Genomic DNA, 21,830 nt, shown 5'->3' with positions numbered 1-21,830 from the left:
AGGAGTATTCACAATATGAAAATTGAAACAACAAGATTCGGAACTGTGGAAGTTTCCAAGGATTCTATTGTAAACATGCCAGATGGAATGCTTGGCTTCCCAGCATGCACGCGCTATGTGTTATTGCATGATCGAACCGATACGCCATTCAAATGGCTTCAGGCAGTGGATGACCCTGCTGTGGCATTCATTGTAATCAATCCAACTGACTTTTTTCCCGATTACGAAATAGTTCTTAATGATGACCAAGTAGCATCACTTGATCTCAAGGAGGCAACTGAGGCTGTAATGCTAACCACAGTAACGGTTGACAGGGAAAACGGCAGAATTACAACCAACCTCCTTGGGCCAATAGTAATCAATGCTCGCACGTTCCATGCACGCCAAATAGTTCTTGATGATGAGCGATATGGAACAAAACATGTAATCGGCGAAATTCCAAAGGAAGAGCACTCTAATTGCTTGGCCAAAGCAGCCTAAAAGTTATTTATCTAGCTTAATAAATATCACAAATATTTGCTTAATTATGGAATAAGAACTTGGAAGTAATATCCGTAATAATACTTGCAAGAAAAAGCAAAACCAGTTTGTTTGCGATTTAACTTGGAGACGCAAAACATTGCTTTCGAAAGGAGAGTGATGCGTATGTGCAGTTTGGGCGCAACATGACTCATGAATGTGCGCCCATGAGAAAATCCGATTCCGATAATAGCAGAGTGCTAATAGCCGGCGGTCGGAATCGGCTGCACTACTCAGCCGGCTAAAATGGAGCAGGATGCTCCAAAGTCCAAAGGACAAAACTTCAAGGAGGAGGATAGAACATGTCTTTACGGATCAACCTGAATGCAGCAGCGCTCAATGCGCACCGTCAGTTGCAGGGCACTGACTCTGCATTAGCTGCGTCAATCGAACGGTTGTCATCTGGTTTTAGAATCAACCGAGCAGCAGATGACCCGGCAGGACTGGCAATTTCTGAAAACCTGCGCAGCCAGATTAGTGGTCTAGGCCAGGCGATAGCAAACTCAAGCGATGCAGTCAATATGATAAAGACAGCTGAGGGCGCTCTGGCCGAAGTCCAGAACCTGCTTCGCACAATGCGCAACCTGGCACTGCACGCGGCAAACGAAGGTGCAAACGATGAAACCGCTTTGCAAGCAGACCAGACGCAGATTGATTCTGCGATATCAGCTCTTAACCGAATTTCTGCGAACACGCAGTTCGGTACGAAGAAGCTATTGGATGGTACTGCTAGCGGTTTAGTTTTCCAGGTAGGTGCAAACGCCAACCAGACGACAACCATAAGCATTGAAAACGTCTCTGCAGAAGCTCTGGGTGTGGCCTCAATAGACGTTACTACTGACGCTCAGGGCGCTATCTCACTGCTTGATACCGCAATAAACACGGTATCTACAATGAGAGCCCAGTTAGGTGCGGCACAAAAGGACCTCGAGTCCAACATAGCGTCCCTTGGCGTAGCAAAGGAAAACATCGCCGCATCTGAAAGCTCGATTAGAGACAGCGACATGGCAGCGGAAATGGTAGCGTTTACACGCAACCAGATTCTACTGCAGGCTGGCGTTGCAATGCTTACGCAGGCGAACGCAGCGCCGCAAGCGCTACTGGCACTAATCAGGTAGCGCCTAAAGCTCACCAAATAACAACGTGGCCGCCTCATGGCGGCCACGCTACTACACGATAAAATTAGAATCGCTACTTCCACAAATACTTAAACATTTGGAGCTGGAGAATGCCAGGGACAGCGTCAATAAACGGCGTAATATCAGGGTTAAAAACGGATGAGATTATCGCAAAACTTATTGAGATTGAGCGAATACCTATAAAACGACTGGAAGCACAAAGAGCGACCCTGAACTCAAAACTTGCCGCATGGCAGGAAGCGAATACACGTATACTCGCTCTTAAAACAAAAGCCGATTCTTTAGCCCTTAGCTCGACCTTTGACGTAAAGAGTCTCATCTCAAGCGATGAAGACATAATTCGCGGCTCAGCTTCCTCCTCAGCACAAACAGGAACCTACTATCTCAAGGTTAATACTCTTGCCCGCGCACATCAGCTTAAAACCGAAGGATTTGCAGATACAACTACAACTCGCGTTGGGACAGGAACAATTACCATAGCCGTGGGAACGGGCACTCCAGTTCAAATCACAATTGATGAAACAAATAACACTCTTGCTGGAATACGCAATGCCATCAATAATTCAAATGCGGGCGTTACTGCTAGCATTATAAACGATGGTTCAGAAACTAACCCTTATCGGCTGGTCATAACTAGCAACAAGACTGGGACGGTTGGTACAATTACCCTCAATGTTACCGGCACTTTGCCAACTTTCACTGACCTGCAGTCAGCGCAAGATGCTAGTCTAACACTTGGTGATGGCGCTGGTTCGGAGATTACCGTTTATAAAAGTAGCAATACCATCACAGATCTCATTCCAGGTGTGACCCTTAACTTGCAAAAGGCCGACCCAACAAAGGTTATCACAGTTACAATAGAAAACAATACAAACGCTGTGAAACAATCCATTAAGGACTTTGTTGACCAATACAATAACCTGATGGATTATATCAATCAGCAATTTAAATACAATACTGAGACCAATTCTGGTGGGGCACTCTTCTCGGATTCATCTTTGCAATTAATCCAGTCGGACCTTGCAACAAGAGTAGGTAAACCTATTGAAGGATTGAGCCAATCTGTAAAACTACTATCGCAGATTGGAATAACATCCACAACCAGCGATAATAAGCTTTTGATTGATGAGACTAAATTAGATGAAGCCCTAAAAAACAATATAGACACCATCAAGCGCCTTTTTGCCGCCGTTGGGGATACAACTAATGGAGCTATATCATACGTCTCATCCACCGAAAGGACAAAAATATCAGGCACCAACGGATATGAAATTGTCGTCACAGCTGTGGCAACGCAATCACGGATAACCGCAGGCGTTGCTCAAACCGGCGTCCTCACACAAGATGAAGAAATCACCATTAACAATACCACCATAAAGCTCACAACCGGCATGAGTGCTGAACAAGTAGTCGCAAAAATAAACGAGTACTCCTCCCAAACTGGCGTCATTGCGTCAAGGACTGACATCAACGGCCAAGGGACAGGAGATTACCTAACACTCACCAGGATTGGATATGGCAACCTTTCGATTCGTGCCATTTCCAACCTCTCTAATACCCAGCCGGGGCAAATAACATCTGGCTTGGGTAATGTATTGGTCACCCAGGATGACTACGATGGCGAGGCAGGAACTGGAACAGGGGCTGCTGGTACAGATGTTGCGGGCACAATCAACGGCGAACCAGCGACTGGAAATGGTCAATATCTAACTGGCAACGTAGGCAACGAAAACACCGAAGGATTAAAGATTAAAATCACCGCGACTACCCCTGGAAACTATGGGGTTATCTACTTTACAAAAGGAGTCGGAGCAATTTTGTCCGACTACCTAAGCTTCATTACATCGGCAGATACTGGAGCAATAGACGCTGCTCAAGACACAATTAATTCTCAGATAAAAGACATAAACGATTACATCGCTGAATTAGAAAAGAGAATAGCAGCAAAAGAAGAGCAACTCGTGGCTAAATTCACGGCTATGGAGAACGCTCTCAGCAAACTGCAATCGCAGGGGCAATTTCTTGCAGGCCAGCTAGCACAAATAGCAAACGGCTGGAAATAAACTTAATAGGAGCAAAGAGGCAGGATGCCATGTCAGTAAACAGTCCATACTCGCAATATGTAGAAAACCAATTCAAAACCGCATCCCCCGGCAAACTACTCCTCATGGCGTACGATGCGGCCATCAGATTTGCCAAAACGGCAGCTGAAAAGATGAAAGAAGGTAGGCTGGACCAGCAAAGCGAGAATATACGCAAAGTGCAAAATATCGTTCTAGAACTTATGTCAAGCCTTGATATGAATGTTGACCGCCAGCTTGCCGAAAACCTTTATAGCCTATATTCCTATATATTCGACCGTCTGACGCATGCCAACATAAAAGACGACCAACGGGCTTTGGAAGAAGTAATCCAAATTCTTTCTGAACTTAGGCAAACTTGGGCAGAAGCCGAATTGCTTGCACGCTCCGGCCAGCCTAAACTAGAGGCAAAGGCAGCATGACCACCGACGCTATTCAAGAAGCAATTCAAATTGGGATTAGGTTCGACCGGTATTTGCAACGAGCGTGCGATTTGTCCTTGCAACTCATGGGGAAAATTGGCAATTCGGATATCGGCTCTGTTGCAAGCATACTTGAAGAAAGAGCCCGGGTATGTGAAGAAATCAAGCGGTGTTCAAATCAACTCCAATCAATCGCCAAACGACTGCCACCTCGGAGCCAAGACGGCATCACCAAGCATCCCAATTTGGAGCAAATAATAGAGCAGGTATCCAATGGTCTAAAATCGCTGATGGAGAAGCAAACTGCCTGTGAAGATGCTTTACATGCGCTGCTTGGCGAATATAGAAGAAACCTCGCAAGGTTAAGACAACACCACAGTCTCATTAAAACATACGAAAAGCAACCCCAAATGCAAAGTTCGCGCTTTCTAGATAATATGCTTTAGGCAAATATTGCTCATTTTCTAGCGATTACCGAGAGCCGTTTGTCGAACTCTGCGATTAATTCAGCAAGAACTTCCCTTCGTTGCTCAACTTCTGCAATCATTCGTTCGGTTTCTGACCTCAATTGCTCTATCAAGAAGACAGTGGACTCTTCGAGCGCTCGCAGGTTATCTGTTATAAGTGCTTCACGTTGACGCTGGATAGCAACTGTTCGCATAATTGCAGCTGCAAGAACGCACCCAGAACACAGAATTATGGCAGCAACCAAACAAAATGTGAACCAACCTTCGCTCATATATTTCTATACCCTCACATCAAGAACATGGTGTTCAATCTCTGTTTCGGACACATTGGATTGTTCGGACTCTTGCTCTACTGCAAACTGGTTTCTTGTATGTTCTTCGTTTTTCTTGCCTCTCTTGAGTTCCTTTGACAATTTTGGACGTGATACTTGTCCGTCGACTTGAGAAGCGGCGTGGGCTGCAAATGGATCATGAACCTGCCCCTGTAAACGTTCCCTGACCGGTTCCCCACGCTTTAATTCAACCTGTTGAGCCGCCAGGTTTGAAGTATCTGACGCACGAACATCCACCTTAAACACCTCCACGTTATGCCGCGGCAACAAGCAAATCAGCATGTCTTGCCAATTTCCCTTGTAGCCTTACAACCGCTTTGGAATGCAATTGGCAGACTCTTGATTCAGTAACGCCTAGGACTTTTGCAATCTCTTTTAGCGTCAACCCATCATTATAGTATAAGCTAATCACAAGCTTTTCTTTCTCGGGAAGGTCGGTAATTGCCTTAGCAAGCAGCTGGCTTCGTTCATTCAACTCGGCAGCCAAAATGGGATCGTCCGAGGGATCGTTTAAGGAATAGATACCATTCTCGCCAAAATTTTCTTCTCTAAAAGATAAGAGCTCTTCAAACGAGAGAAGCGCCGACTGAGCTATATCCGCAAGCCGTTCATTCAAAGCATCAACAGTTATTCCAAGTGATGAAGCTACCTCTTGATCAGTTGCTGGACGGCCAAGTTCCGCTTCTAAGCGTGCGAACGTTTGTCTAAGCTCTTGCTCTAGTGAACGAATGGTTCTAGGCATCCAATCAAGACTTTTAATCGCATCAAGTACGGCCCCTCTAATTCGGGTTACGGCATAGGTTTCGAATTTGACATCTCTAGAGGGGTCGAATTTCTCTACAGCATCGATAAGCCCTACGACGGCATGCCCAAGCAAGTCGTCGTAATCCATAACCGCACTGGGCCGAATGGTCAAACGGTCAACAACATACTTTGCCAGATACGCATAGTTTAAAATCAATTGCTCTCGCGCATCTAAATCCCTACCCTGTTTGTATCGTTTCCACAGAAGGTCTGTCTTTGGCAAGTTCGCAAACCTCCGCAAAGTCTATCTAGGTATTATCCCTGTTTATTTCGTTGGTGTTTTCAGAACAGGCTACTGCGTTAAAAAGCTTGCTTAATACACCTAGAATAATTTTGAGCGCTACAAAAGCCAGCACACCCTTAACTGCGGTGACAAGAATGGGCTCACCTCGTATCAGCAACACCCCTATGACTATCATGAAACCTGCAAGCGATATCAGCAGGCACACTAACTGATAAAATCCATCCATAGTTCTTCAGTCCTATGCTGCCTTATCATCCAGCTGGTTATCTTCCGTCCGTGCGCCAGAAAGAAAATCAGCAAGCAAGGTCCTTGATTCTGAATCAATCTTGGTAAATTTTATACCTATTTGCTGTTCCTGAGCTGAAGTTTCTTTTCCATTCCCTACCCAGACAACTTCACCGGTTGCTCCGATAATTGTCGAGTTGGAAAGAACAATCCAAATGTCGAGGATATCACCTGTGTTGAAACTCTCACCTGACAAAGCCACCAACCGCAAGCCACCCGTGCTCATATCCAGAGTGTATCCTCTCTCAAATGAATGTTTGTTTGAGCGTCTGTAGGAAACTTCCACGCGTTGCCTTATACGAACGAAACTCCGGCGCGAATCAAGCATCTCTGCTTGCTTTTTGAAGACATAACGGACAATTCGGTCGCGCTCCGCCGAATTTATTTCTGTAAACTTAATGCCAATTGTCTGATCGCTGAGTATTGAAAAATAGCCCTGTGCTGCACGGACAACCTGTCCAACTGCACTGATAGGTTCCTCCCCGGGCAAAAAGAGCTCTATCTCCAAGAGATCTCCAACCTCTAGTCCACAATGCCTTACAGTCAATTGGACCCCGCCGCCGCTCAAGTCGTTTGTTATTCCGTTGAACCAAGGCCCGCCACTCTTAGGACCTGAGAGTAGCCTATAACGTATAGGAAGTTTCTGCGGCACCCTAACATACTCTCTGCGTTGAACTGTGCCTATCGCCTTGAAATTCGACAAGACAACAAGCGGGATTCGGTCTGTTTCCATGCGAACAACGACGGCAGAGAATTGCTGCAGTCCATGAGCTGCAAACAAGCTAACCGTGACCTCACGTCCTATCGACAGCATCCTTACTCGGTTCTGCTCTACAGGGGCGCCAACAAACAATTCCTGCCCTCGAATATCTTCAACACGACTTAGATATGCGCGGCCATAGACTTTCAATTGAATTCTGTCGTTGACCCTCACGAGGGAAAAGATGTTCACTCTGTCTTCAGTTTTCTTGCGCCAAAACACTTGCTACCTCACTTTACTGCATAAGAACTTTCATTTGCCAGGCTCACCATTCCCTGTGTTTCAAGCTTGGTACCTGGACTTAGCTCATTGAACGACAAAACAGCTAGCGTTGGAGCCATTCGTTCAATAAGCCGCCTAAAGTGAATCCTCACCCTAGGCGAGCAGAGTATGACAGGTTGATATCCTAATGCTGCCATTCGCTCTGCTTGGTTCCGAGTCTCCTCAAGAATTCGCTGAGCAATTCGGGGCTCCAGAACCAATTGGTAACCCGTATCCGTCTGCCGAATACCTTCTGCAAGTATCTGTTCGACAGCCGGGTCAAGGGTAATTACATGAATATAGCCTTCTGGTGACTGATATTGTTTGCTAATTTGCCTGCATAGAGCCTGGCGCACATACTCAGTCAACAAGTCGGTATCTTTTGTAAGCCGTGCGCCATCGGCTAGCGCTTCTAAAATGACACCCAGATCTCGGATTGAAACCCGCTCTGATAGCAAGTTTTGGAGGACCTTCTGGATGTCACCGATGCCAAGAAGATTTGGAACAAGTTCTTCAACTACTGCAGGTGACTTCTCCTTAACAGTATCTATTAGCGTCTGCGTGTCTTGTCGCGTTAAAATTTCTGCTGCATGTTTCTTAATAAGTTCACTTAGGTGTGTAATCATAACGGTTAGTGGATCAACAACCGTATAGCCGGCCATCTCAGCTTCTGTCTGTTGGAGTTCAGAGATCCAAATCGCCGGAAGTCCGAAGGCAGGTTCAACAGTTTCTATACCTTGGAGCTCAGCAGTCGCCGTCCCTGGGTTCATAGCTAACAACTGGCCCGAATATACTTCGCCTGTGCCAATCTCGATACCGCGAAGCTTAACTGAGTAAGCGTTCGGTTTAAGCTGCATATTATCTCTAACTCTAATTGCAGGAACAAGAAGACCAAGTTCGAGCGCTGCCTGCCTTCGTACTGCAGTAATTCTATCTAGGAGGTCGCCACCTTGCTTTGGATCAGCTAGCGGTATTAGACCATATCCTAGCTCAACCTCAATAGGATCAACCGCAAGCAAATCGGTCATGGATTCAGGAGGCTTGGGAGTTTTGATTTCCTTCTGCTCCTCAGTACGAGGTTGCGCTTGCCCCTTGATTAAGAATGCCAGCCCAATTCCAAATAGACCAGCAAGAATAAATGGCATTTTTGGAAGTCCGGGAATTAATGCGAGTATTGCGCATATTCCCGATGTAATCCAAACTGCTTTTGGCTGGCCAAGCATTTGCGAAGTTAATTCGCTACCCAAATTGCTTTCTGATGATACCTTTGTAACCATTAAGCCCGTCGCAGTCGACACTAGCAAAGAAGGTATTTGCGTAACAAGACCCACACCAATTGTCAACAGCGTATAGTTTTGGAGAGCGGTTATAAAGTTCATATGCCGTTGAAGTACGCCAATCATGATTCCGCCAAGGATGTTGATTATAATCATGACAACCGCGGCAAGAGCATCGCCGCGAACAAACTTGCTTGCACCATCCATGGCACCATAAAAGTCAGCCTCTCGTGCTACCGCTTTTCGGCGGGCTTGAGCTTCCTCTTCATCAATAATGCCTGCATTGAGGTCCGCATCAATAGCCATTTGCTTCCCTGGCATTGCATCTAGCGTAAACCTTGCGGCAACCTCAGCAACTCGACCTGTGCCGTTGGTTATGACTATGAATTGGATAATTACAAGAATAATAAAAATTACGACACCGACAACGTAGTTACCGCCGACAACAACCGTACCAAATGCCGAAATGAGTGCTCCAGCAGAACCGCTAAGGAGTACTAGTCTTGTTGCTGAAATGTTAAGGGCAAGTCGGAAAAGCGTAGTAACCAAAAGCATAGACGGAAAAGAAGCAAACTCAAGCGGCTGTGGGGTATAGATTGTTGCCAGCAAAACGGTCATCGCCATTGCAATATTTAGTGTTAGGAGGACGTCGAGCAACCACGCAGGAATTGGCATTATCAACATCCCCACGACGATGACAGCAGTAAAAGCAACGAGATAATCGCTATATTTGGTTATTGTTTGAAGCCCTAATGGCTTCCGAGGTGCTATAACTGTTGCCATAATTAGTCCTTTTTGCCCTCATCTTATCATTCTAAATTGCGCTATTGTTTTGGAAAACGCAAATATATTAGGCAGCCGCGTGCCTGTTACCAGTTCTCTCGCTCATTCTATATACATAAGCTAGAATCTCAGCAACTGCTTGATACAAGCTTTCAGGTATCTGCTGACCAACTTCGACAGTCTTATATAGCAACCTTGCGACCGGCGGGTTTTCAATTATTGGAACGCAATGTGCTTCGGCGATAGCCTTGATCTTCTCAGCAATGAGCCGCTGGCCTTTGGCAACAACGGTTGGCGCAGCCATCTCATCCGAGTCGTATCTTAGTGCCACTGCCAGGTGAACTGGGTTGGTAATCACTACATCTGCCCTCGCAACATCAAGGAACATTCTTCCACGAGCTATCTCCCTTTGGCGCTGTCTAATCCTTGCTTTTATGTAAGGGTCTCCTTCCGAACGCCGGTACTCATCCTTAACCTCTTGTTTGGTCATCTTCATGCTTTGTTCGAATTGAAAGCGCTGATAGATAAAATCGAAAATTGCTATAGCCACCATAACAATCCATGCTCGTAAAACAAGCTGCCAGCAGAGGCTCCCTACAAGAAGAAAACCGCTGACAGGAGGCATAGCCGCCAAATTTACAAGCAAGGGATATTGGTTTTTTAAAAAAGCATAAACCACCCAAGCAACAATGCTTACTTTAGCCACTAGCTTTATGATTTCTACACCGCAGCGCCATGAAAACAACCTTGCAATCCCCTGCACCAGATTGAGCCTATTCAAATCGGGATTTAGCACCTTTGGTGTAACTTTTAAGCCGACTTGCATAACATTAGACGCTATGCCTACTGCACCTAACCCAATCGCCAAAGGAAGACAGATAAGCGCTCCGCGAACTCCATATGACGCTAAGTATGTTCCAACATTGCCCATCGTTACTTCGCTAGAATGCAAATGAGAAAATGCATCCGTGGCAATTGCCATCAATCCTCTTAGCATATATGGCCCGGCAACTTTGAGGAGGAGAATCCCAGCAAGCAGGACAACAACAGAATTGACGTCCATGCTTTTGGCAACTTTGCCCTCCTGCCTTGCTTCCTCCCGCCTTCGCGGGGTTGCAGGTTCGGTCCTGTCTTGTGAAGCCATTCCTAAATTCTCCTAGCTGTGCCTATTGACCAACAAACAGGCGGAGAATACTCCCCGTCTGACTGTATATATCACCAAATAATCCCTGAGCAGAAGCCATTATGACCGGCAAAGCAACAAGAATGCCAACAAGGCCAACCCCAATCTTCAAGGGGAAACCCACTATGAGCACATTCATCTGGGGAACAGCCCGAGCAATTAGCGCCAATGATATATCAGCAAGAAAAACAGCGCTAAGGACTGGCATGGCAATACGAATCGCAACCATAAATAAATGGACAAACAAATCCATAACTCCGTTAGCTACAGCCGAATTTATGACTAATTGGCCAATTGGAACCAGACTAAAGCTGTCTGCAAGGCCTTGAATCATCACATGGTGGGCGTTAGTCACAAAAAACAAAAGGCCTGCAATCAAATAATGAAGTCTTGCTACCACGGCAGTATGCGTTCCATTAACAGGGTCAACCATGCTTGCAAAGCTAAATCCTGACTGCATATCTACAAATTCACCTGCTATTTGAACAGTCGTTAGAACCAACGTAGCTACGAATCCGATTACTAATCCAACTAATGTCTCTTTCCCAATAAGCAACGCCATTTGAAGGGCATCGGATGCTAGCACTCCGTTAAGCCGGTAGAGAGGCACAAACACAATTGCAAGTCCCACCGCCATTGCGATACGTATCTGTAAAGGCACCTGATTTGAGCCAAACAGCGGCGTTATGGCAAATATCCCCGCCGTGCGCGACAGAATCAATATAAACGCTTCAAGCCTCTCAATGCTAAACGATGCTAGGTCCATCTATCTCACCATTGTTGGTATGCTTTGAAACAAAACAGTAGTGAAATCCACAACCTGCCGCACCATCCACGGTCCACAAGCAGTCAAGGCAGCAGCAACTGCCAGAATTTTTGGTATAAACGTTATTGTCATTTCATGAATTTGTGTGGCTGCCTGGAAAATGCTTACTACCAAGCCCACTACCAATCCAGCACCTAAGATTGGCGCAGATATGGCAACCGCCAAAGTTAATGCATGCTGTGCAATACTCAGAACGTTTGAATCAGTCATAGTCTACACCTCAATGAAAGCTCATTGTGAGCGATTGAGCGATTAAGTGCCAACCATCTACAAGCACAAAAAGCAAAATTTTAAAAGGAAGTGAGATTACCACGGGCGGAAGCATCATCATGCCCATAGACATCAGGGTTACTGCAATAACCATGTCTATGACCAAGAATGGGATGAAGATCATAAATCCAATGCTGAAAGCCTTATATAGTTCGCTAATTAAGAATGCAGGAATAAGCACATACATTGGCACATCAGATTCACTATTCGGCTGCTCAATACGCGCAAGATTTACAAAAAGTGCGATATCTTTCTCTCTTACCTGAGCGAACATGAAATCCCTTATTGGCGAGGACGCGCGGTCAAGTGCCTCATCGAAGCTTATTTCCCTATGCAGGTACGGCTGAAGTGCCACGTCGTTTATATTGATAAATATTGGAGCCATAGTAAAAAAGGTAAGGAAAAGCGCTAATCCAATCAGTACTGAGTTTGGCGGCACCTGGGCAGTACCAAGCGCACTCCTAGTAAACGAGAGAACGATTACAATTCTTGTAAACGACGTCAGCATGATTAACATTGCCGGCGCAAGCGACAGAACCGTAAGGATTAGAAGGATTTGCAGGCTCACAGAAACATCCTGGGGACTGTTTGCCGCTTCGATGCCAATATTTAGCTTTGGAATTACGGGCTCTGCCGCTGCGATACCGAAAAAGCCAAACAGCGCATACCCTGCCGTCAAAATTTTAGCCTTCATCATTCACACCTCTACCTGATGCTTTGGCAAAGATATGACTACGCTCGCGCAGATATGAAGTGCAGTCCCGCAGGAGGCCAGCAATTCGCCCAGCAGGACCGTTTTGCGCTTCTTCCTTCGAGTATTTCTCAAGATACTCCACAAAAAGACCGCTGGGTTGAGACATTCCTTCTTCAGATACGTCCCCCAGATCACATAGAAGACTCACTTGGCCTCCACCGCACCCGATTAAAAGGCTTTTCCCTCTTACATTAACAATGTGAAGGGTACTGTTTGCTGAAAGTTTAGCTGATGCAACCATCTTTAAATCATGGTTATTAGGCAACAAGTCTCTTCGCGATGAAACCCATTTCAATAGCAAAATCGTAAAATATGCAAGCCCTAAAACTAGAGAGAGCTTGAGTACCATGGAGAAAACAACAGCAATGGTAGAAGTTTCCTTCTTGGCAGGCTCTCGACTAGTTCTTTGGTAATTTGAAAGGAGTGCTATCTTATCTGGGCGCTTCTTTTCAATAACATACGGTGAAGGCTCTGGCTTTTTCGAAGTTTGCGAGTCATTGATTTGCACTGCCACTCTTGCTGGGTACGTTTGCGCGCGCCGGACAGACTTGCTTCGCCTGCTTTCTTCTTTTGCTTTTCTAGGTTCGGTTACCTCGCTGACAGAAACTGCTGGTGTAGTTTTCTTATCTTCTGGAATTATTGGGATGATTTCCGGCGTTTCCTGAGACGATTTATCCAATGAATCCAAGTTATCTGTGGTCGCGCTATCTGCCTGGGTATCAATTGCTGTTGTCAATGCCGCCCCACTATCATTTATTCCTTGGCTTTCTGCCGCACCTGCAGAAAGCACACATCCACAAAAACACACAATCATCAGTACATATAACAGGCACTTCACAACAAGCAGAGTTTTCATCTCAACACCTCTACGCAGCCTTGAGCAATCGCTCCGAGCAACTTGCAATTTCCGTTACTCGAACACCAAAGTTTTCATCAACGACAACAACCTCGCCCCTTGCAATCAGCTTGCCGTTTACCATGATATCGACCGGCTCTCCCGCTAACTTGTCAAGTTCGATTACCGAACCTGGGCCAAGCTGAAGAACATCACGCACAGGGATGCTAGTTCGCCCAAGCTCCACGCTTAAATCTAAACTGACATCAAGTATAAGGTCTATTGAACTCTGATCGCCTACACTCGCAGTCGGCGAAATTTGGCCAAAACGTACCGACCTTACCGAACTACCCGAAGAGGTTTCCTCCTCAGCATTTCCTTCTACTACGGATAACTCAACCTTCGGTGATTCAATTGATTTATTAGCATGAATTACCTCTTCCATAGCTGGCTGTTCAACTTCTTCGCTTTTTTGGGCTCTTTCTTCTTGCTGGCTCATATTCTTTACCTCTTTTGTTTGTTGTGATTATGATTCTGAAATAGCACATTTCTCCGTGCCTTGCTCAATCTTATCAATAACCTGAACTGATATACGCTTGCCGACAAGACCAGGCCTCGCAAGGAACCTTACCTCATCCCCGATTCGAACTAAGAGCGGATCATTTACCTTGCTATCAAGCCTTACTACATCTCCTACTTCCATATTTAATACATCCTGAACACTGACTTGTGCCCGACCCAATTGAACAGATGCGGATATGGGAATATCATTAAGCAAAATAGCTAGGGTTTGCGCAGGAGTTGACTTATCCGACGTTTCGCTCTTTAACCACCTCTGTGGGTCTAATAACTTAAGCACAGGGTCAAGAGAGCTAACTGGCAAGACAATTTTAATTTGATGTTCACCCAAAGCGGAATTCAACGCCATACCCACAACCAACACTAATTCCTGTGGTTCAATTTCAATATCTTCCACCGACGAGAAAGATTCTGAAATGACGGCTTCCACGCTAGTTACAGGCTTCCAAGCATCAATAAAACCTGGCATTAGACTGCTAAGAAAACGTCCAGTAATTCGCCGTTCAATTTCAGTTAGTCCCCTGACTTGCTGTAGCATTTCACCCTTGCCGCCCGCTAGTCGGTCGATCAACCTCAATGCAAACTCTGGAGAGATGTCGACAATCGCATATCCGCGGAGCGGCGGCATTACAATAGTGAAGAAAACAGTGTTTTCTGGTACAGACTCTGCATATTTACTGAACGGCATCTGCTCAAAGAACAATAGGCTTGCTTGGGTCTCTGTTCTAAGCTTTGTCGAAATAGTTGCTGTCCATGGGCGCTCTAAACCTGAGAACACGAGCCTAAGAGCTCGAAGGTTTGACTTTGAAAGCTTATCAGGGTGCACAAAGTCATATGGTCGCACCTCCGGCGTTCCAACAGCACCTTCGCTTGACTTGCTCATAGCCCCTGAGCAGATATCCGTCTCTTTTTTCACAAACCGTTTCTTCATAATTCTTTCCTGCTAAATGGCAGGCCAACTAACCAAATCGTTAGCTATTGCATCGCAAAAGAAGTAAAGTAAATGTTTACTACTTCAATATCTTTTAATCTGGAATTGAGGGCATTCTTGAGTTCTGATTTGAGGCTTTTCTTGCCTGATTCTGTCAGTAACTCTGAAAAATGTTTTCGAGACAACACGGATATGATGGCATCCCTAGCCTTTGCCTCCTCAGCATTGCCACCCTCCTCGCCTTTGTTGCACTTTCCTTCAACCTCAAGCACCAAGTCGACTTTAAGGTAGCGTGGCTCGTCGGTGTCTGCTAGATTCACTATAAATTCAGGCAATTTCCATTCGGAAAGCTCTACTGGTTTCGCTTGAGCTGCCTTACCACTTGGTTTTTTAATTATTTTAGTGAACGTGAACGCCCCTGCTCCTAGAACCAATGCCAGCACCACCGCGATTATTATTGCTATCTGCAACCTTCCCGATTTCTCGTTTACGATGCTCATTGGACTCCTCCCTTGGCTGTTCCCATTCGGAATTTAGCACTACTATATCCACACGCCTATTTAGCGCGCGGTTTGCCTCACAATTATTGGGCGCAATAGGCTTAGTATCAGCATAACCAGCCGCCGAAAGCCTGTCTGCCGGAAAACCAAGCACTTCGATTAGGTATCGAACAACAGTCGTAGCACGTGCCGTAGAAAGCTCCCAATTTGATGGATATTTTGCTGATGAGACAGGCAAGTTACAGGCATGCCCTTCGACACGAATTGAGTTTGGTATGTCTTTAAGGACATCAGCGACAACCCCAATTATTTCCTTTGCCTTGGGTGACAACTCTGCACTTCCCTTGGCAAACATAATCTCATCGGTAGCTAAGCTAACAATGAGCCCTCTCTCATCTGCGCGCAATCTAACTGACTTGCCTAAGTCTTCTTCTTGCACAAACCGTTGGATTTTCTTTACTACTTTCCAAGGCACGCCCACACTTTCTCCTATTATTGGGCTTGGCTTCACGCTAAATTGTCCGCTTGTCCCAAGAATAGACTTGCCTTGTCCTTCCACAAACCCACCGAAACCACTTCTAATTGAGATAGCTACCTGGCGAAACTTATTCAAATTCAAAATTGACATCGAATAGAGCATAATAAAGAAAGCCATTAACAACGTAATCATATCTGCATAGGTAAGCAACCAACGGAGAGTGCCGCCTCCGTCATGGCCGCCCCCGCCACTTTCTCCTCCAGATGATTTACGACGACGCTCCATCTTACTCCTGACTTGCTGCATGTGTGGTCACGTTCTGCCTGAGCTTAGGTGGGAGGTAAGCCATCATTTTTGCTTCTACCATTCTCGGATTATCGCCCGCTTGAATTGACAAAATGCCTTCAATCATCATCTCATAAGTAGTAACCTCTTCGGCCGTCCGCACCTTAAGCTTCGAACCAATAGGAAGAAAGATTAAATTTGCAAATGAAACACCATATAAAGTTGCAATGAATGCAGCAGCGATTGCGGGTCCCATTCTTCCTGGCTCGTCTAAACTGGCGAGCATGTGAATAAGACCCATGACCGTACCAATAATGCCAAGGGTAGGTGAAAATCCACCCATAGTGGAGAAAATGCTCTCACCAACCTTGTGCCGCTCCTCAAGTGAAGCTATTTCGGTCTCTAGAATTTCCCGAACCATCTCCGATGGCGTGCCATCAACTACAAGCTGAATGCCCATTTGCAAAAACTTGTTATCAAGGTTCATGGCTTCTTGCTCGAGAACAAGTATGCCTTCACGGCGCGCCAAACGGGCAAATTCAACCATGGTATTGATAATCTCCCGCATGTCAGTCTCTTTGCTGAAAAATGCGTTGCGAATAACACCTGGCAAACTTAGAATATGCTTCATCGAAAACGAGATTGTAGTTGCACCCGCTGTACCCAAGGCAACTAAAACAAACGCAGAAGGGTTGATAAGGTCTGTAACCTTACCACCCTCCATTATCAATGCGGTTAGTATTGCTCCCCATGCGAGAATTAAACCAACTACGGTAGCAATATCCATTATTCATCTGCCCTCTATTTAGTCCTCATCAACGCACGAAGATTTGGCAACCTTTAATCCCTTAATGGTAATGCCAATCTGCTTTCGAAAATTTATAATTTTTTCAACAACTTCAGACACGGATTCTTTAACGATAAGTTTTTTTCCGTTCGAAAGCGAGATTACCGTATCCGGCGTTGCTTCTATGAACTCTATAAGATCAGAGTTCAATATTATTTCCGTGCCGTTTATTAGCTTCACAGCAATCATTTACAACACCTTACTTTCTCAAGGCTAATCGCTGGGGTGGAATTTTGAATTCCACCCCTTACCGATTATGCCCGGCGAAAGGCAAATACCACAGTGCTATCGCTTAAGCTGCACCAGTTCCTGAAGTATTTCATCTGCGGTTGTAATTATTCTTGAGTTTGCTTGGAAACCTCTTTGCGCAACTATCATATTGGCAAACTCAGTTGGCAAATCCACATTAGATGACTCCAGGAAACCGGCAGTGATATTCCCTAGGCTACCAACCGATGCTTGGCCAATCTGTGGTAGTCCAGAATTGCTGGTCTCAACCAACAGGTTTCCGCCAACGCGGCTTAGACCCGATGGGTTACTAAACTGGGCAAGGGCAATCTGTCCGAGAGGACTACACATACCATTTGTGAAAAACCCTGATATGACGCCGTCCTTGCCAATTGTAAAACTATCCAAACCACCAAGTGGCAAGCCGTTTTGCGACGTCGGGCAAATGGTAGTCTCTCCTGCCAATTGAGTAATGCCCCTAAAATCAAGCGTAGCTGAAATTGGGCTGCTCGCTCCATTTGGAAATGCCAATGCTAGCGAGATCTCACCTGTTGCTGTTGTGCAGTTACCGGATGAATCAAAGACTATCGTTCCGCTTCCGACAGACGAACCCGGCTCAGCATCAGGACTTCCAGCCTCCCATGTCCATTCACCGTCATTTGCAGTTTTTGTGAAAAGTACCGTAAGCGTATGAGGCGCACCCAGCGAGTCGTATATCTCAACGCTTATGGTAAAGCTTTGTCCAGCCTCAGAACCTGCGTCTAAGTTTCCTCCGTAAGTTATGGAGGTTGTCTGTCGTGAAATCACTAGCTGACCTACAGGAAGGCGTATCGCTGATTCAAACGTTACCGGGGAGGTTGTGTTTATTTCCCCTGTATTTGGATCAGCCGCCCAGCCTAGAACCTTCATGCCCGAACCAGATGATACGAGATAGCCTTCAGAGTCAAGCTGGAAAGACCCATCTCTGGTATAGTATTTGCTTTGGCCGTCGGTAAGAACGAAGAAACCGCTACCCTCAATTGCCACATCGGTAGCTTTCCCAGTAGCAATGAGAGAACCCTGGGAATAGAGAGTATCAATACTGCCTATACTCGTTCCCAACCCTATCTGGACGGGGTCTGTTCCACCCAATCCGCCAGATTTTGGTGCGGTTGCCCCTCTTAAAGTTTGGCTAAGCATTTCTCTAAAGTTCACCCTGCTGGCTTTAAAGCCAACCGTATTGATATTAGCAACGTTGTTGCTAATTACGTCCATTTGTGTCTTGTGAGCTCGTAAGCCCGAGACACCATTGTACATTGCTTGAATCATGCTCTAATTGACCTCCTGAAGAAACTCGATAAATGAGCTTGACTTTGTGTGCCGCTCGCCTATCAAGCGGCACGGGGTCTCCTCAGTAGAGGTCCGACCCCAAATATATTTTGTGAACGTAAGTTTTTCTGGTTCTAACCTCACCTCCTTAAGCGATTACCACGCTGTCTATGTTCGTGAAGATTCCCTCTTTGTTGCGAGCCTCATCAATTGCTGTAATGACGACGCGATTTTTGACACTCACAATAAGAGCCAGATTATCAAGCATTATTAGCGACTGATTTGCGCCCTTTTCACTGGCGCGCTGAACAGCCCCATCAATGCGCCGAATATCCGACTCCGACAAAGCAACGTTTGAGGAGTTGAGCCTTTTTTGGGCATGCGAGGAAATCTTCAACCCTTCCAGACGCTCACTTTCTTTAGCCAATGCCGAAGCAAAACCACCATGATTTGCTTTACCATGTCGAATCGGCACAGGTCTCTCTATATTTGAGCGTTCTATTTGTATTCCTGGAGTGATTTTACTCATTACCTCTCACCGCCACACTCACATTCACCTCGCCAGCTCCCGTCTCTAGCGGTATACTCAAAGCAGGCGATTCAGACATGAACTCCACATTCAGCCCATGGAAAATGGTAGGGCTGCTGAGTCCACAGCGATAGCCGTATTTCGCTAGCGTCCTGCTAGCTACCTCAACAAACATCATTCCAAGCTGGGTTAAGCCTGCGCCCATCACCCTGCCAACGCCCTGGCACTGCTTTCCGGTTATGCGGCTTACAAGCTGCCGAGCCGTCAAACCCGCCATGCTATGAACCACAATGCCGCAAAGGGTTCCTTCAACTCTTGTGGCTATGTTGATGCTAGCAGCACCAAAAGGGTTTCCAAGCAGGCACAAATCACCAGGCTTGACTAATGTGCCCGAAACATGCTCCAACACGGAACATGCTGCCTCTACAAATGGGTTAACATACTCGACTTTCAAACAATCTCCTCCCGGGTCTTCTGCCGACAGGTATTACGACGCGTCGCCGCCACATTAACAGCAATTTTCGTGCCAGCATCCGCTTCTTCTCGAACGGGCAAAAAGAAGAGTTGCACTTTACGCTTACTTCACCCATATATGAAGGATGTCTTCTTAAGCGGTGGGATGAACATCTTACTACCATTGGAAATCAGCATCCGAAGTTCTACACTTGAGCGGCAACAAAGGTTGGGAATAATTCACATGGGATGGGGAGAAAAAGGACACCCGAGTACATGAGCGTACTCGGGTGTCAGTCCAGCATATTATAACCCTATTGTACTAGGCTTATTGCGCCGAGAGGCAGTTCGCGGTCATTGACTTTGAGAAGTATTGTGCTACCATCAAAACGAATGCTCTTCACGGCGCCGTTTACCTTCTCTCCACTTTCAGGATCGATTCCTTCTACAATATGACCTATGAGCCCGATAGCTTGGAAAGCCGTTTGATTTTGAAGAAAAACTTCCAAGCTTTTGTTCATATTTTGCATTTGCTCTAGGCTTGAAAACTGAGCTAATTGCGCAATGAACTCTTTGTCTTCCATAGGTCTAAGCGGATCCTGATATCTCAATTGAGTGATAAGCAGCTTCAAGAAGGCATCGCGGTCGAGCGGCTTTTCCACAGCCGCTTTCATATTTGAGTTACTCGCCCCGTTAATTTCAGTTAAAGGGGTTATCATTCGCAATTCCTCCTACGCTAGATAGTCGAATCTACCAACGGAAACTGCGCGCATTCCATCTTGAATAGTCTCAATATCGGATTCCCTAGAAATTGCCGCATGATTTCCGCTGGTTTGAGCACTATAATTTCGAGCATTTCCATGCTCACCAAGCTGCCAATCCCAACCAGGAGTCATATCATCGCCAATTGTGACTGATATTGCATCCACATGGATGCCCGCGTTGGTTAAAGACTCTCTTAGCATCGAGAGGTCCGCCTCAAGCGCCTGTCTGACTGCTTCTGTGCCAACTCTTATATTAGCAGTTACCATGCCCCTTTCTGCTACTACGTTCAGATGCACAACTCCTAGGTTAGGCGGATCCAACCGCAACGTAATGTCAGCTGTAGAATCGGAGACATGCATCCTTGCAGCACGGACAATCTGGTGAATGATATGCGCTCTCAGCAATGGCTCTGGCGGCACATGGCCATCCAACCTTTCAAAAGGTCTCACAAGCTGGTCGCCTTGGATATTAACTCCGGTTGGCACTTCTCTCGCCGCCTGACCTACTACACCATCCTTTTGCTTGTCGGTCACTTCCTTGCTAAAGATTGCGGACTCATCTTTTGAATCCTGGAACGCATCCATCATCATTGATTCCGCTACGATGCGGTTTTCCTGCTTACTAGGGCTAATCAAAGCCTGTTCATCTAGGATTTGGGCATCAACTAGCATACCTTTGGGCGCATGTCCCACTACCTTATCTTCCTTGCTTCTTGCTGTACTGCTACCTGGAGTGGCAGACTCAGCGGTGCTTTGTACATTGGAGAAAGCAGCCGCTAATGCCGACTCATGCACAACCAAAGGTTTGACAAGTGGCATGGTACCAGCTTCGGCAAAGACAGTCCTTGCTTGGGATGCATTGTTAGATTGACTGGCCAGGTTTGTCCTTTCTATGGTATCTGAGTGCGTATTCATAAACGCAACCAGTTCCCTAGCCTGTCCCGTTTGAAGAAAAATCGGGACACTCTCCAGCATCGCAGAACCATCGAGTTGCAACGAACGAGTCGCACTGTAGGTCAAAGTTAGTTTAGGCCCCAGCATTTCTAGCAGGGCATCCCGTGAATCCGATTTGGAAGACGATAGCTGTGGGGTCACCTTTCCATCTCTAACCTGAATGCCGTCTGGTAGGTTACTTAACCTACGGACATCCGCAATGCTAGACCAAGACGTGGGCTGAATAGCCGCCAACTCGCCAGCCGCTCTATCCATCGCGATTTCAGTACCGCTAGGAAGCCGTGCGGCATCTGGCGCCAGTTGCGTTGGAGTAGATAGCGAGGCAGTCTTTGAAAGCAAAACAGACACTGGCTTTTCTGATGTCAGGCTAGATGCACCACCCAACATTTTTGGTAGCATCCAATCCTGCTTTGCATCAAAAACCAACGTTTTATCTTCTTCGCTTCCTAATGGAACTGCTTCGCCAACCGCTTCTCTGAAGGACCCCAGCAGGAACTCGATTTGAAGGCTTGCATCCATCGTTTTGGATAGTTGGCCGGCGCTCTCACTTTCACCATTGCCAACGTCGGGCACCTGCTGTCCAGCCCTTTCCTCATCCGTCTCAACCACAGCGTCTGAGCCGCCCATCAAGTGTGCCACAATTAACTCAAATGGCGGTGCAGACTGAACGTCATCTTTCCCGATACTATCTGGCTGTCCCCGAGGCATCGGGGCTCCACTTGGCAAAGCCAC

Annotated in this window: 27 protein-coding genes; 5 read left to right on the top strand and 22 right to left on the bottom strand. The window is 46.3% G+C overall.

Annotated elements, in window-relative coordinates:
• Positions 1-15 precede the first annotated feature (15 nt).
• The 5 genes from QHH26_08175 to QHH26_08155 all read left to right on the top strand — a co-directional run bounded on the left by QHH26_08175 (position 16) and on the right by QHH26_08155 (position 4,607).
• Positions 16-480 (top strand): flagellar assembly protein FliW, encoded by a 465-nt coding sequence (locus tag QHH26_08175; GenBank protein ID MDH7481932.1) that lies wholly within the window; start codon positions 16-18, stop codon positions 478-480.
• Positions 481-821: 341 nt separating this feature from the next.
• Positions 822-1,637 (top strand): flagellin, encoded by an 816-nt coding sequence (locus tag QHH26_08170; protein ID MDH7481931.1) that lies wholly within the window; start codon positions 822-824, stop codon positions 1,635-1,637.
• A 110-nt stretch (positions 1,638-1,747) separates the two neighbouring features.
• Complete coding sequence (fliD, locus tag QHH26_08165) at positions 1,748-3,721, top strand: flagellar filament capping protein FliD (GenBank protein MDH7481930.1); 1,974 nt, start codon at positions 1,748-1,750, stop codon at positions 3,719-3,721.
• Positions 3,722-3,750: 29 nt separating this feature from the next.
• Positions 3,751-4,161, top strand: a complete 411-nt coding sequence (fliS, locus tag QHH26_08160) for a flagellar export chaperone FliS (GenBank protein MDH7481929.1) — start codon at positions 3,751-3,753, stop codon at positions 4,159-4,161.
• Entirely contained in the window at positions 4,158-4,607 is a 450-nt protein-coding gene (locus QHH26_08155) for a hypothetical protein (protein MDH7481928.1), read from the top strand. The genes fliS and QHH26_08155 overlap by 4 nt, the downstream gene beginning before the upstream one ends.
• 11 nt (positions 4,608-4,618) lie before the next feature.
• On the opposite strand, the gene QHH26_08150 is transcribed toward QHH26_08155, so the two are convergent.
• The 22 genes from QHH26_08150 to QHH26_08045 all read right to left on the bottom strand — a co-directional run bounded on the left by QHH26_08150 (position 4,619) and on the right by QHH26_08045 (position 21,806).
• The gene (locus QHH26_08150) at positions 4,619-4,900 is read right to left on the bottom strand and encodes a hypothetical protein (protein MDH7481927.1); all 282 of its coding nucleotides are present in this window, start codon (positions 4,898-4,900) and stop codon (positions 4,619-4,621) included.
• Positions 4,901-4,906: 6 nt separating this feature from the next.
• On the bottom strand, positions 4,907-5,197 hold the full coding sequence (locus QHH26_08145; GenBank protein MDH7481926.1) for a hypothetical protein: 291 nt from the start codon (positions 5,195-5,197) through the stop codon (positions 4,907-4,909).
• A gap of 16 nt (positions 5,198-5,213) precedes the next feature.
• Positions 5,214-5,987, bottom strand: coding sequence for a FliA/WhiG family RNA polymerase sigma factor (locus QHH26_08140; protein ID MDH7481925.1), 774 nt, complete (start codon positions 5,985-5,987; stop codon positions 5,214-5,216).
• Positions 5,988-6,012: 25 nt separating this feature from the next.
• On the bottom strand, positions 6,013-6,234 hold the full coding sequence (locus QHH26_08135; protein MDH7481924.1) for a hypothetical protein: 222 nt from the start codon (positions 6,232-6,234) through the stop codon (positions 6,013-6,015).
• Between the two features lie 12 nt (positions 6,235-6,246).
• A complete protein-coding gene (locus QHH26_08130) occupies positions 6,247-7,275 on the bottom strand; it encodes a flagellar brake protein (protein MDH7481923.1) in 1,029 nt (342 codons plus the stop codon).
• Between the two features lie 8 nt (positions 7,276-7,283).
• On the bottom strand, positions 7,284-9,374 hold the full coding sequence (gene flhA, locus QHH26_08125) for a flagellar biosynthesis protein FlhA (GenBank protein ID MDH7481922.1): 2,091 nt from the start codon (positions 9,372-9,374) through the stop codon (positions 7,284-7,286).
• A gap of 67 nt (positions 9,375-9,441) precedes the next feature.
• Positions 9,442-10,518: a flagellar biosynthesis protein FlhB gene (gene flhB, locus QHH26_08120; GenBank protein ID MDH7481921.1), complete on the bottom strand. Its 1,077-nt coding sequence runs from the start codon at positions 10,516-10,518 to the stop codon at positions 9,442-9,444.
• Positions 10,519-10,540: 22 nt separating this feature from the next.
• The gene (fliR, locus tag QHH26_08115) at positions 10,541-11,323 is read right to left on the bottom strand and encodes a flagellar biosynthetic protein FliR (protein MDH7481920.1); all 783 of its coding nucleotides are present in this window, start codon (positions 11,321-11,323) and stop codon (positions 10,541-10,543) included.
• On the bottom strand, positions 11,324-11,593 hold the full coding sequence (gene fliQ / locus QHH26_08110; GenBank protein ID MDH7481919.1) for a flagellar biosynthesis protein FliQ: 270 nt from the start codon (positions 11,591-11,593) through the stop codon (positions 11,324-11,326).
• Between the two features lie 10 nt (positions 11,594-11,603).
• Positions 11,604-12,350 carry a flagellar type III secretion system pore protein FliP gene (gene fliP / locus QHH26_08105; protein ID MDH7481918.1) on the bottom strand — a complete coding sequence of 249 codons (747 nt, stop codon included), beginning with the start codon at positions 12,348-12,350 and terminating at the stop codon, positions 11,604-11,606.
• On the bottom strand, positions 12,337-13,263 hold the full coding sequence (locus QHH26_08100) for a flagellar biosynthetic protein FliO (GenBank protein ID MDH7481917.1): 927 nt from the start codon (positions 13,261-13,263) through the stop codon (positions 12,337-12,339). Before QHH26_08100 ends, fliP begins: the two co-directional genes overlap by 14 nt.
• Before the next feature lie 10 nt (positions 13,264-13,273).
• The gene (fliN, locus tag QHH26_08095) at positions 13,274-13,741 is read right to left on the bottom strand and encodes a flagellar motor switch protein FliN (GenBank protein MDH7481916.1); all 468 of its coding nucleotides are present in this window, start codon (positions 13,739-13,741) and stop codon (positions 13,274-13,276) included.
• A 27-nt stretch (positions 13,742-13,768) separates the two neighbouring features.
• Entirely contained in the window at positions 13,769-14,752 is a 984-nt protein-coding gene (locus tag QHH26_08090) for a FliM/FliN family flagellar motor switch protein (GenBank protein ID MDH7481915.1), read from the bottom strand.
• Between the two features lie 44 nt (positions 14,753-14,796).
• Positions 14,797-15,186 (bottom strand): flagellar basal body-associated FliL family protein, encoded by a 390-nt coding sequence (locus tag QHH26_08085; GenBank protein ID MDH7481914.1) that lies wholly within the window; start codon positions 15,184-15,186, stop codon positions 14,797-14,799.
• Positions 15,152-16,015: a flagellar motor protein MotB gene (locus QHH26_08080; protein MDH7481913.1), complete on the bottom strand. Its 864-nt coding sequence runs from the start codon at positions 16,013-16,015 to the stop codon at positions 15,152-15,154. The genes QHH26_08085 and QHH26_08080 overlap by 35 nt, the downstream gene beginning before the upstream one ends.
• A gap of 1 nt (position 16,016) precedes the next feature.
• A complete protein-coding gene (locus QHH26_08075; protein MDH7481912.1) occupies positions 16,017-16,802 on the bottom strand; it encodes a flagellar motor protein in 786 nt (261 codons plus the stop codon).
• A gap of 18 nt (positions 16,803-16,820) precedes the next feature.
• Complete coding sequence (locus QHH26_08070) at positions 16,821-17,051, bottom strand: flagellar FlbD family protein (protein MDH7481911.1); 231 nt, start codon at positions 17,049-17,051, stop codon at positions 16,821-16,823.
• A gap of 96 nt (positions 17,052-17,147) precedes the next feature.
• Positions 17,148-18,398: a flagellar hook protein FlgE gene (locus tag QHH26_08065; GenBank protein ID MDH7481910.1), complete on the bottom strand. Its 1,251-nt coding sequence runs from the start codon at positions 18,396-18,398 to the stop codon at positions 17,148-17,150.
• Between the two features lie 148 nt (positions 18,399-18,546).
• On the bottom strand, positions 18,547-18,927 hold the full coding sequence (locus QHH26_08060; GenBank protein ID MDH7481909.1) for a TIGR02530 family flagellar biosynthesis protein: 381 nt from the start codon (positions 18,925-18,927) through the stop codon (positions 18,547-18,549).
• On the bottom strand, positions 18,920-19,381 hold the full coding sequence (locus tag QHH26_08055) for a chemotaxis protein CheX (protein MDH7481908.1): 462 nt from the start codon (positions 19,379-19,381) through the stop codon (positions 18,920-18,922). The genes QHH26_08060 and QHH26_08055 overlap by 8 nt, the downstream gene beginning before the upstream one ends.
• A 313-nt stretch (positions 19,382-19,694) precedes the next feature.
• Positions 19,695-20,099, bottom strand: coding sequence for a flagellar hook capping FlgD N-terminal domain-containing protein (locus QHH26_08050; GenBank protein ID MDH7481907.1), 405 nt, complete (start codon positions 20,097-20,099; stop codon positions 19,695-19,697).
• A gap of 12 nt (positions 20,100-20,111) precedes the next feature.
• Positions 20,112-21,806, bottom strand: a complete 1,695-nt coding sequence (locus QHH26_08045; protein ID MDH7481906.1) for a flagellar hook-length control protein FliK — start codon at positions 21,804-21,806, stop codon at positions 20,112-20,114.
• Between the last annotated feature and the right edge of the window lie 24 nt (positions 21,807-21,830).

It is taken from the genome of Armatimonadota bacterium, assembly GCA_029907255.1.
In the GTDB taxonomy this organism is placed as follows: Bacteria; Armatimonadota; UBA5829; order DTJY01; family DTJY01; genus JAIMAU01.
This window is presented reverse-complemented; position numbering and strand designations above follow the sequence as displayed.

What these genes read in the sequence shown, in the direction of transcription:
- fliD (MDH7481930.1), top strand. Translation starts at nt 1,748, where the DNA reads ATGCCAGGGACAGCGTCAATAAACGGCGTAATATCAGGGTTAAAAACG.
- QHH26_08175 (MDH7481932.1), top strand. Translation starts at nt 16, where the DNA reads ATGAAAATTGAAACAACAAGATTCGGAACTGTGGAAGTTTCCAAGGAT.
- QHH26_08060 (MDH7481909.1), bottom strand. Translation starts at nt 18,927, where the DNA reads ATGAGTAAAATCACTCCAGGAATACAAATAGAACGCTCAAATATAGAG.
- flhA (MDH7481922.1), bottom strand. Translation starts at nt 9,374, where the DNA reads ATGGCAACAGTTATAGCACCTCGGAAGCCATTAGGGCTTCAAACAATA.
- QHH26_08155 (MDH7481928.1), top strand. Translation starts at nt 4,158, where the DNA reads ATGACCACCGACGCTATTCAAGAAGCAATTCAAATTGGGATTAGGTTC.
- QHH26_08100 (MDH7481917.1), bottom strand. Translation starts at nt 13,263, where the DNA reads ATGAAAACTCTGCTTGTTGTGAAGTGCCTGTTATATGTACTGATGATT.
- QHH26_08080 (MDH7481913.1), bottom strand. Translation starts at nt 16,015, where the DNA reads ATGGAGCGTCGTCGTAAATCATCTGGAGGAGAAAGTGGCGGGGGCGGC.
- QHH26_08045 (MDH7481906.1), bottom strand. Translation starts at nt 21,806, where the DNA reads ATGCCTCGGGGACAGCCAGATAGTATCGGGAAAGATGACGTTCAGTCT.
- fliS (MDH7481929.1), top strand. Translation starts at nt 3,751, where the DNA reads ATGTCAGTAAACAGTCCATACTCGCAATATGTAGAAAACCAATTCAAA.
- fliN (MDH7481916.1), bottom strand. Translation starts at nt 13,741, where the DNA reads ATGAGCCAGCAAGAAGAAAGAGCCCAAAAAAGCGAAGAAGTTGAACAG.
- QHH26_08070 (MDH7481911.1), bottom strand. Translation starts at nt 17,051, where the DNA reads ATGATTGCTGTGAAGCTAATAAACGGCACGGAAATAATATTGAACTCT.
- QHH26_08170 (MDH7481931.1), top strand. Translation starts at nt 822, where the DNA reads ATGTCTTTACGGATCAACCTGAATGCAGCAGCGCTCAATGCGCACCGT.
- QHH26_08135 (MDH7481924.1), bottom strand. Translation starts at nt 6,234, where the DNA reads ATGGATGGATTTTATCAGTTAGTGTGCCTGCTGATATCGCTTGCAGGT.
- QHH26_08150 (MDH7481927.1), bottom strand. Translation starts at nt 4,900, where the DNA reads ATGAGCGAAGGTTGGTTCACATTTTGTTTGGTTGCTGCCATAATTCTG.
- fliP (MDH7481918.1), bottom strand. Translation starts at nt 12,350, where the DNA reads ATGATGAAGGCTAAAATTTTGACGGCAGGGTATGCGCTGTTTGGCTTT.
- QHH26_08065 (MDH7481910.1), bottom strand. Translation starts at nt 18,398, where the DNA reads ATGATTCAAGCAATGTACAATGGTGTCTCGGGCTTACGAGCTCACAAG.
- flhB (MDH7481921.1), bottom strand. Translation starts at nt 10,518, where the DNA reads ATGGCTTCACAAGACAGGACCGAACCTGCAACCCCGCGAAGGCGGGAG.
- QHH26_08050 (MDH7481907.1), bottom strand. Translation starts at nt 20,099, where the DNA reads ATGATAACCCCTTTAACTGAAATTAACGGGGCGAGTAACTCAAATATG.
- QHH26_08075 (MDH7481912.1), bottom strand. Translation starts at nt 16,802, where the DNA reads ATGGATATTGCTACCGTAGTTGGTTTAATTCTCGCATGGGGAGCAATA.
- fliR (MDH7481920.1), bottom strand. Translation starts at nt 11,323, where the DNA reads ATGGACCTAGCATCGTTTAGCATTGAGAGGCTTGAAGCGTTTATATTG.
- fliQ (MDH7481919.1), bottom strand. Translation starts at nt 11,593, where the DNA reads ATGACTGATTCAAACGTTCTGAGTATTGCACAGCATGCATTAACTTTG.
- QHH26_08090 (MDH7481915.1), bottom strand. Translation starts at nt 14,752, where the DNA reads ATGAAGAAACGGTTTGTGAAAAAAGAGACGGATATCTGCTCAGGGGCT.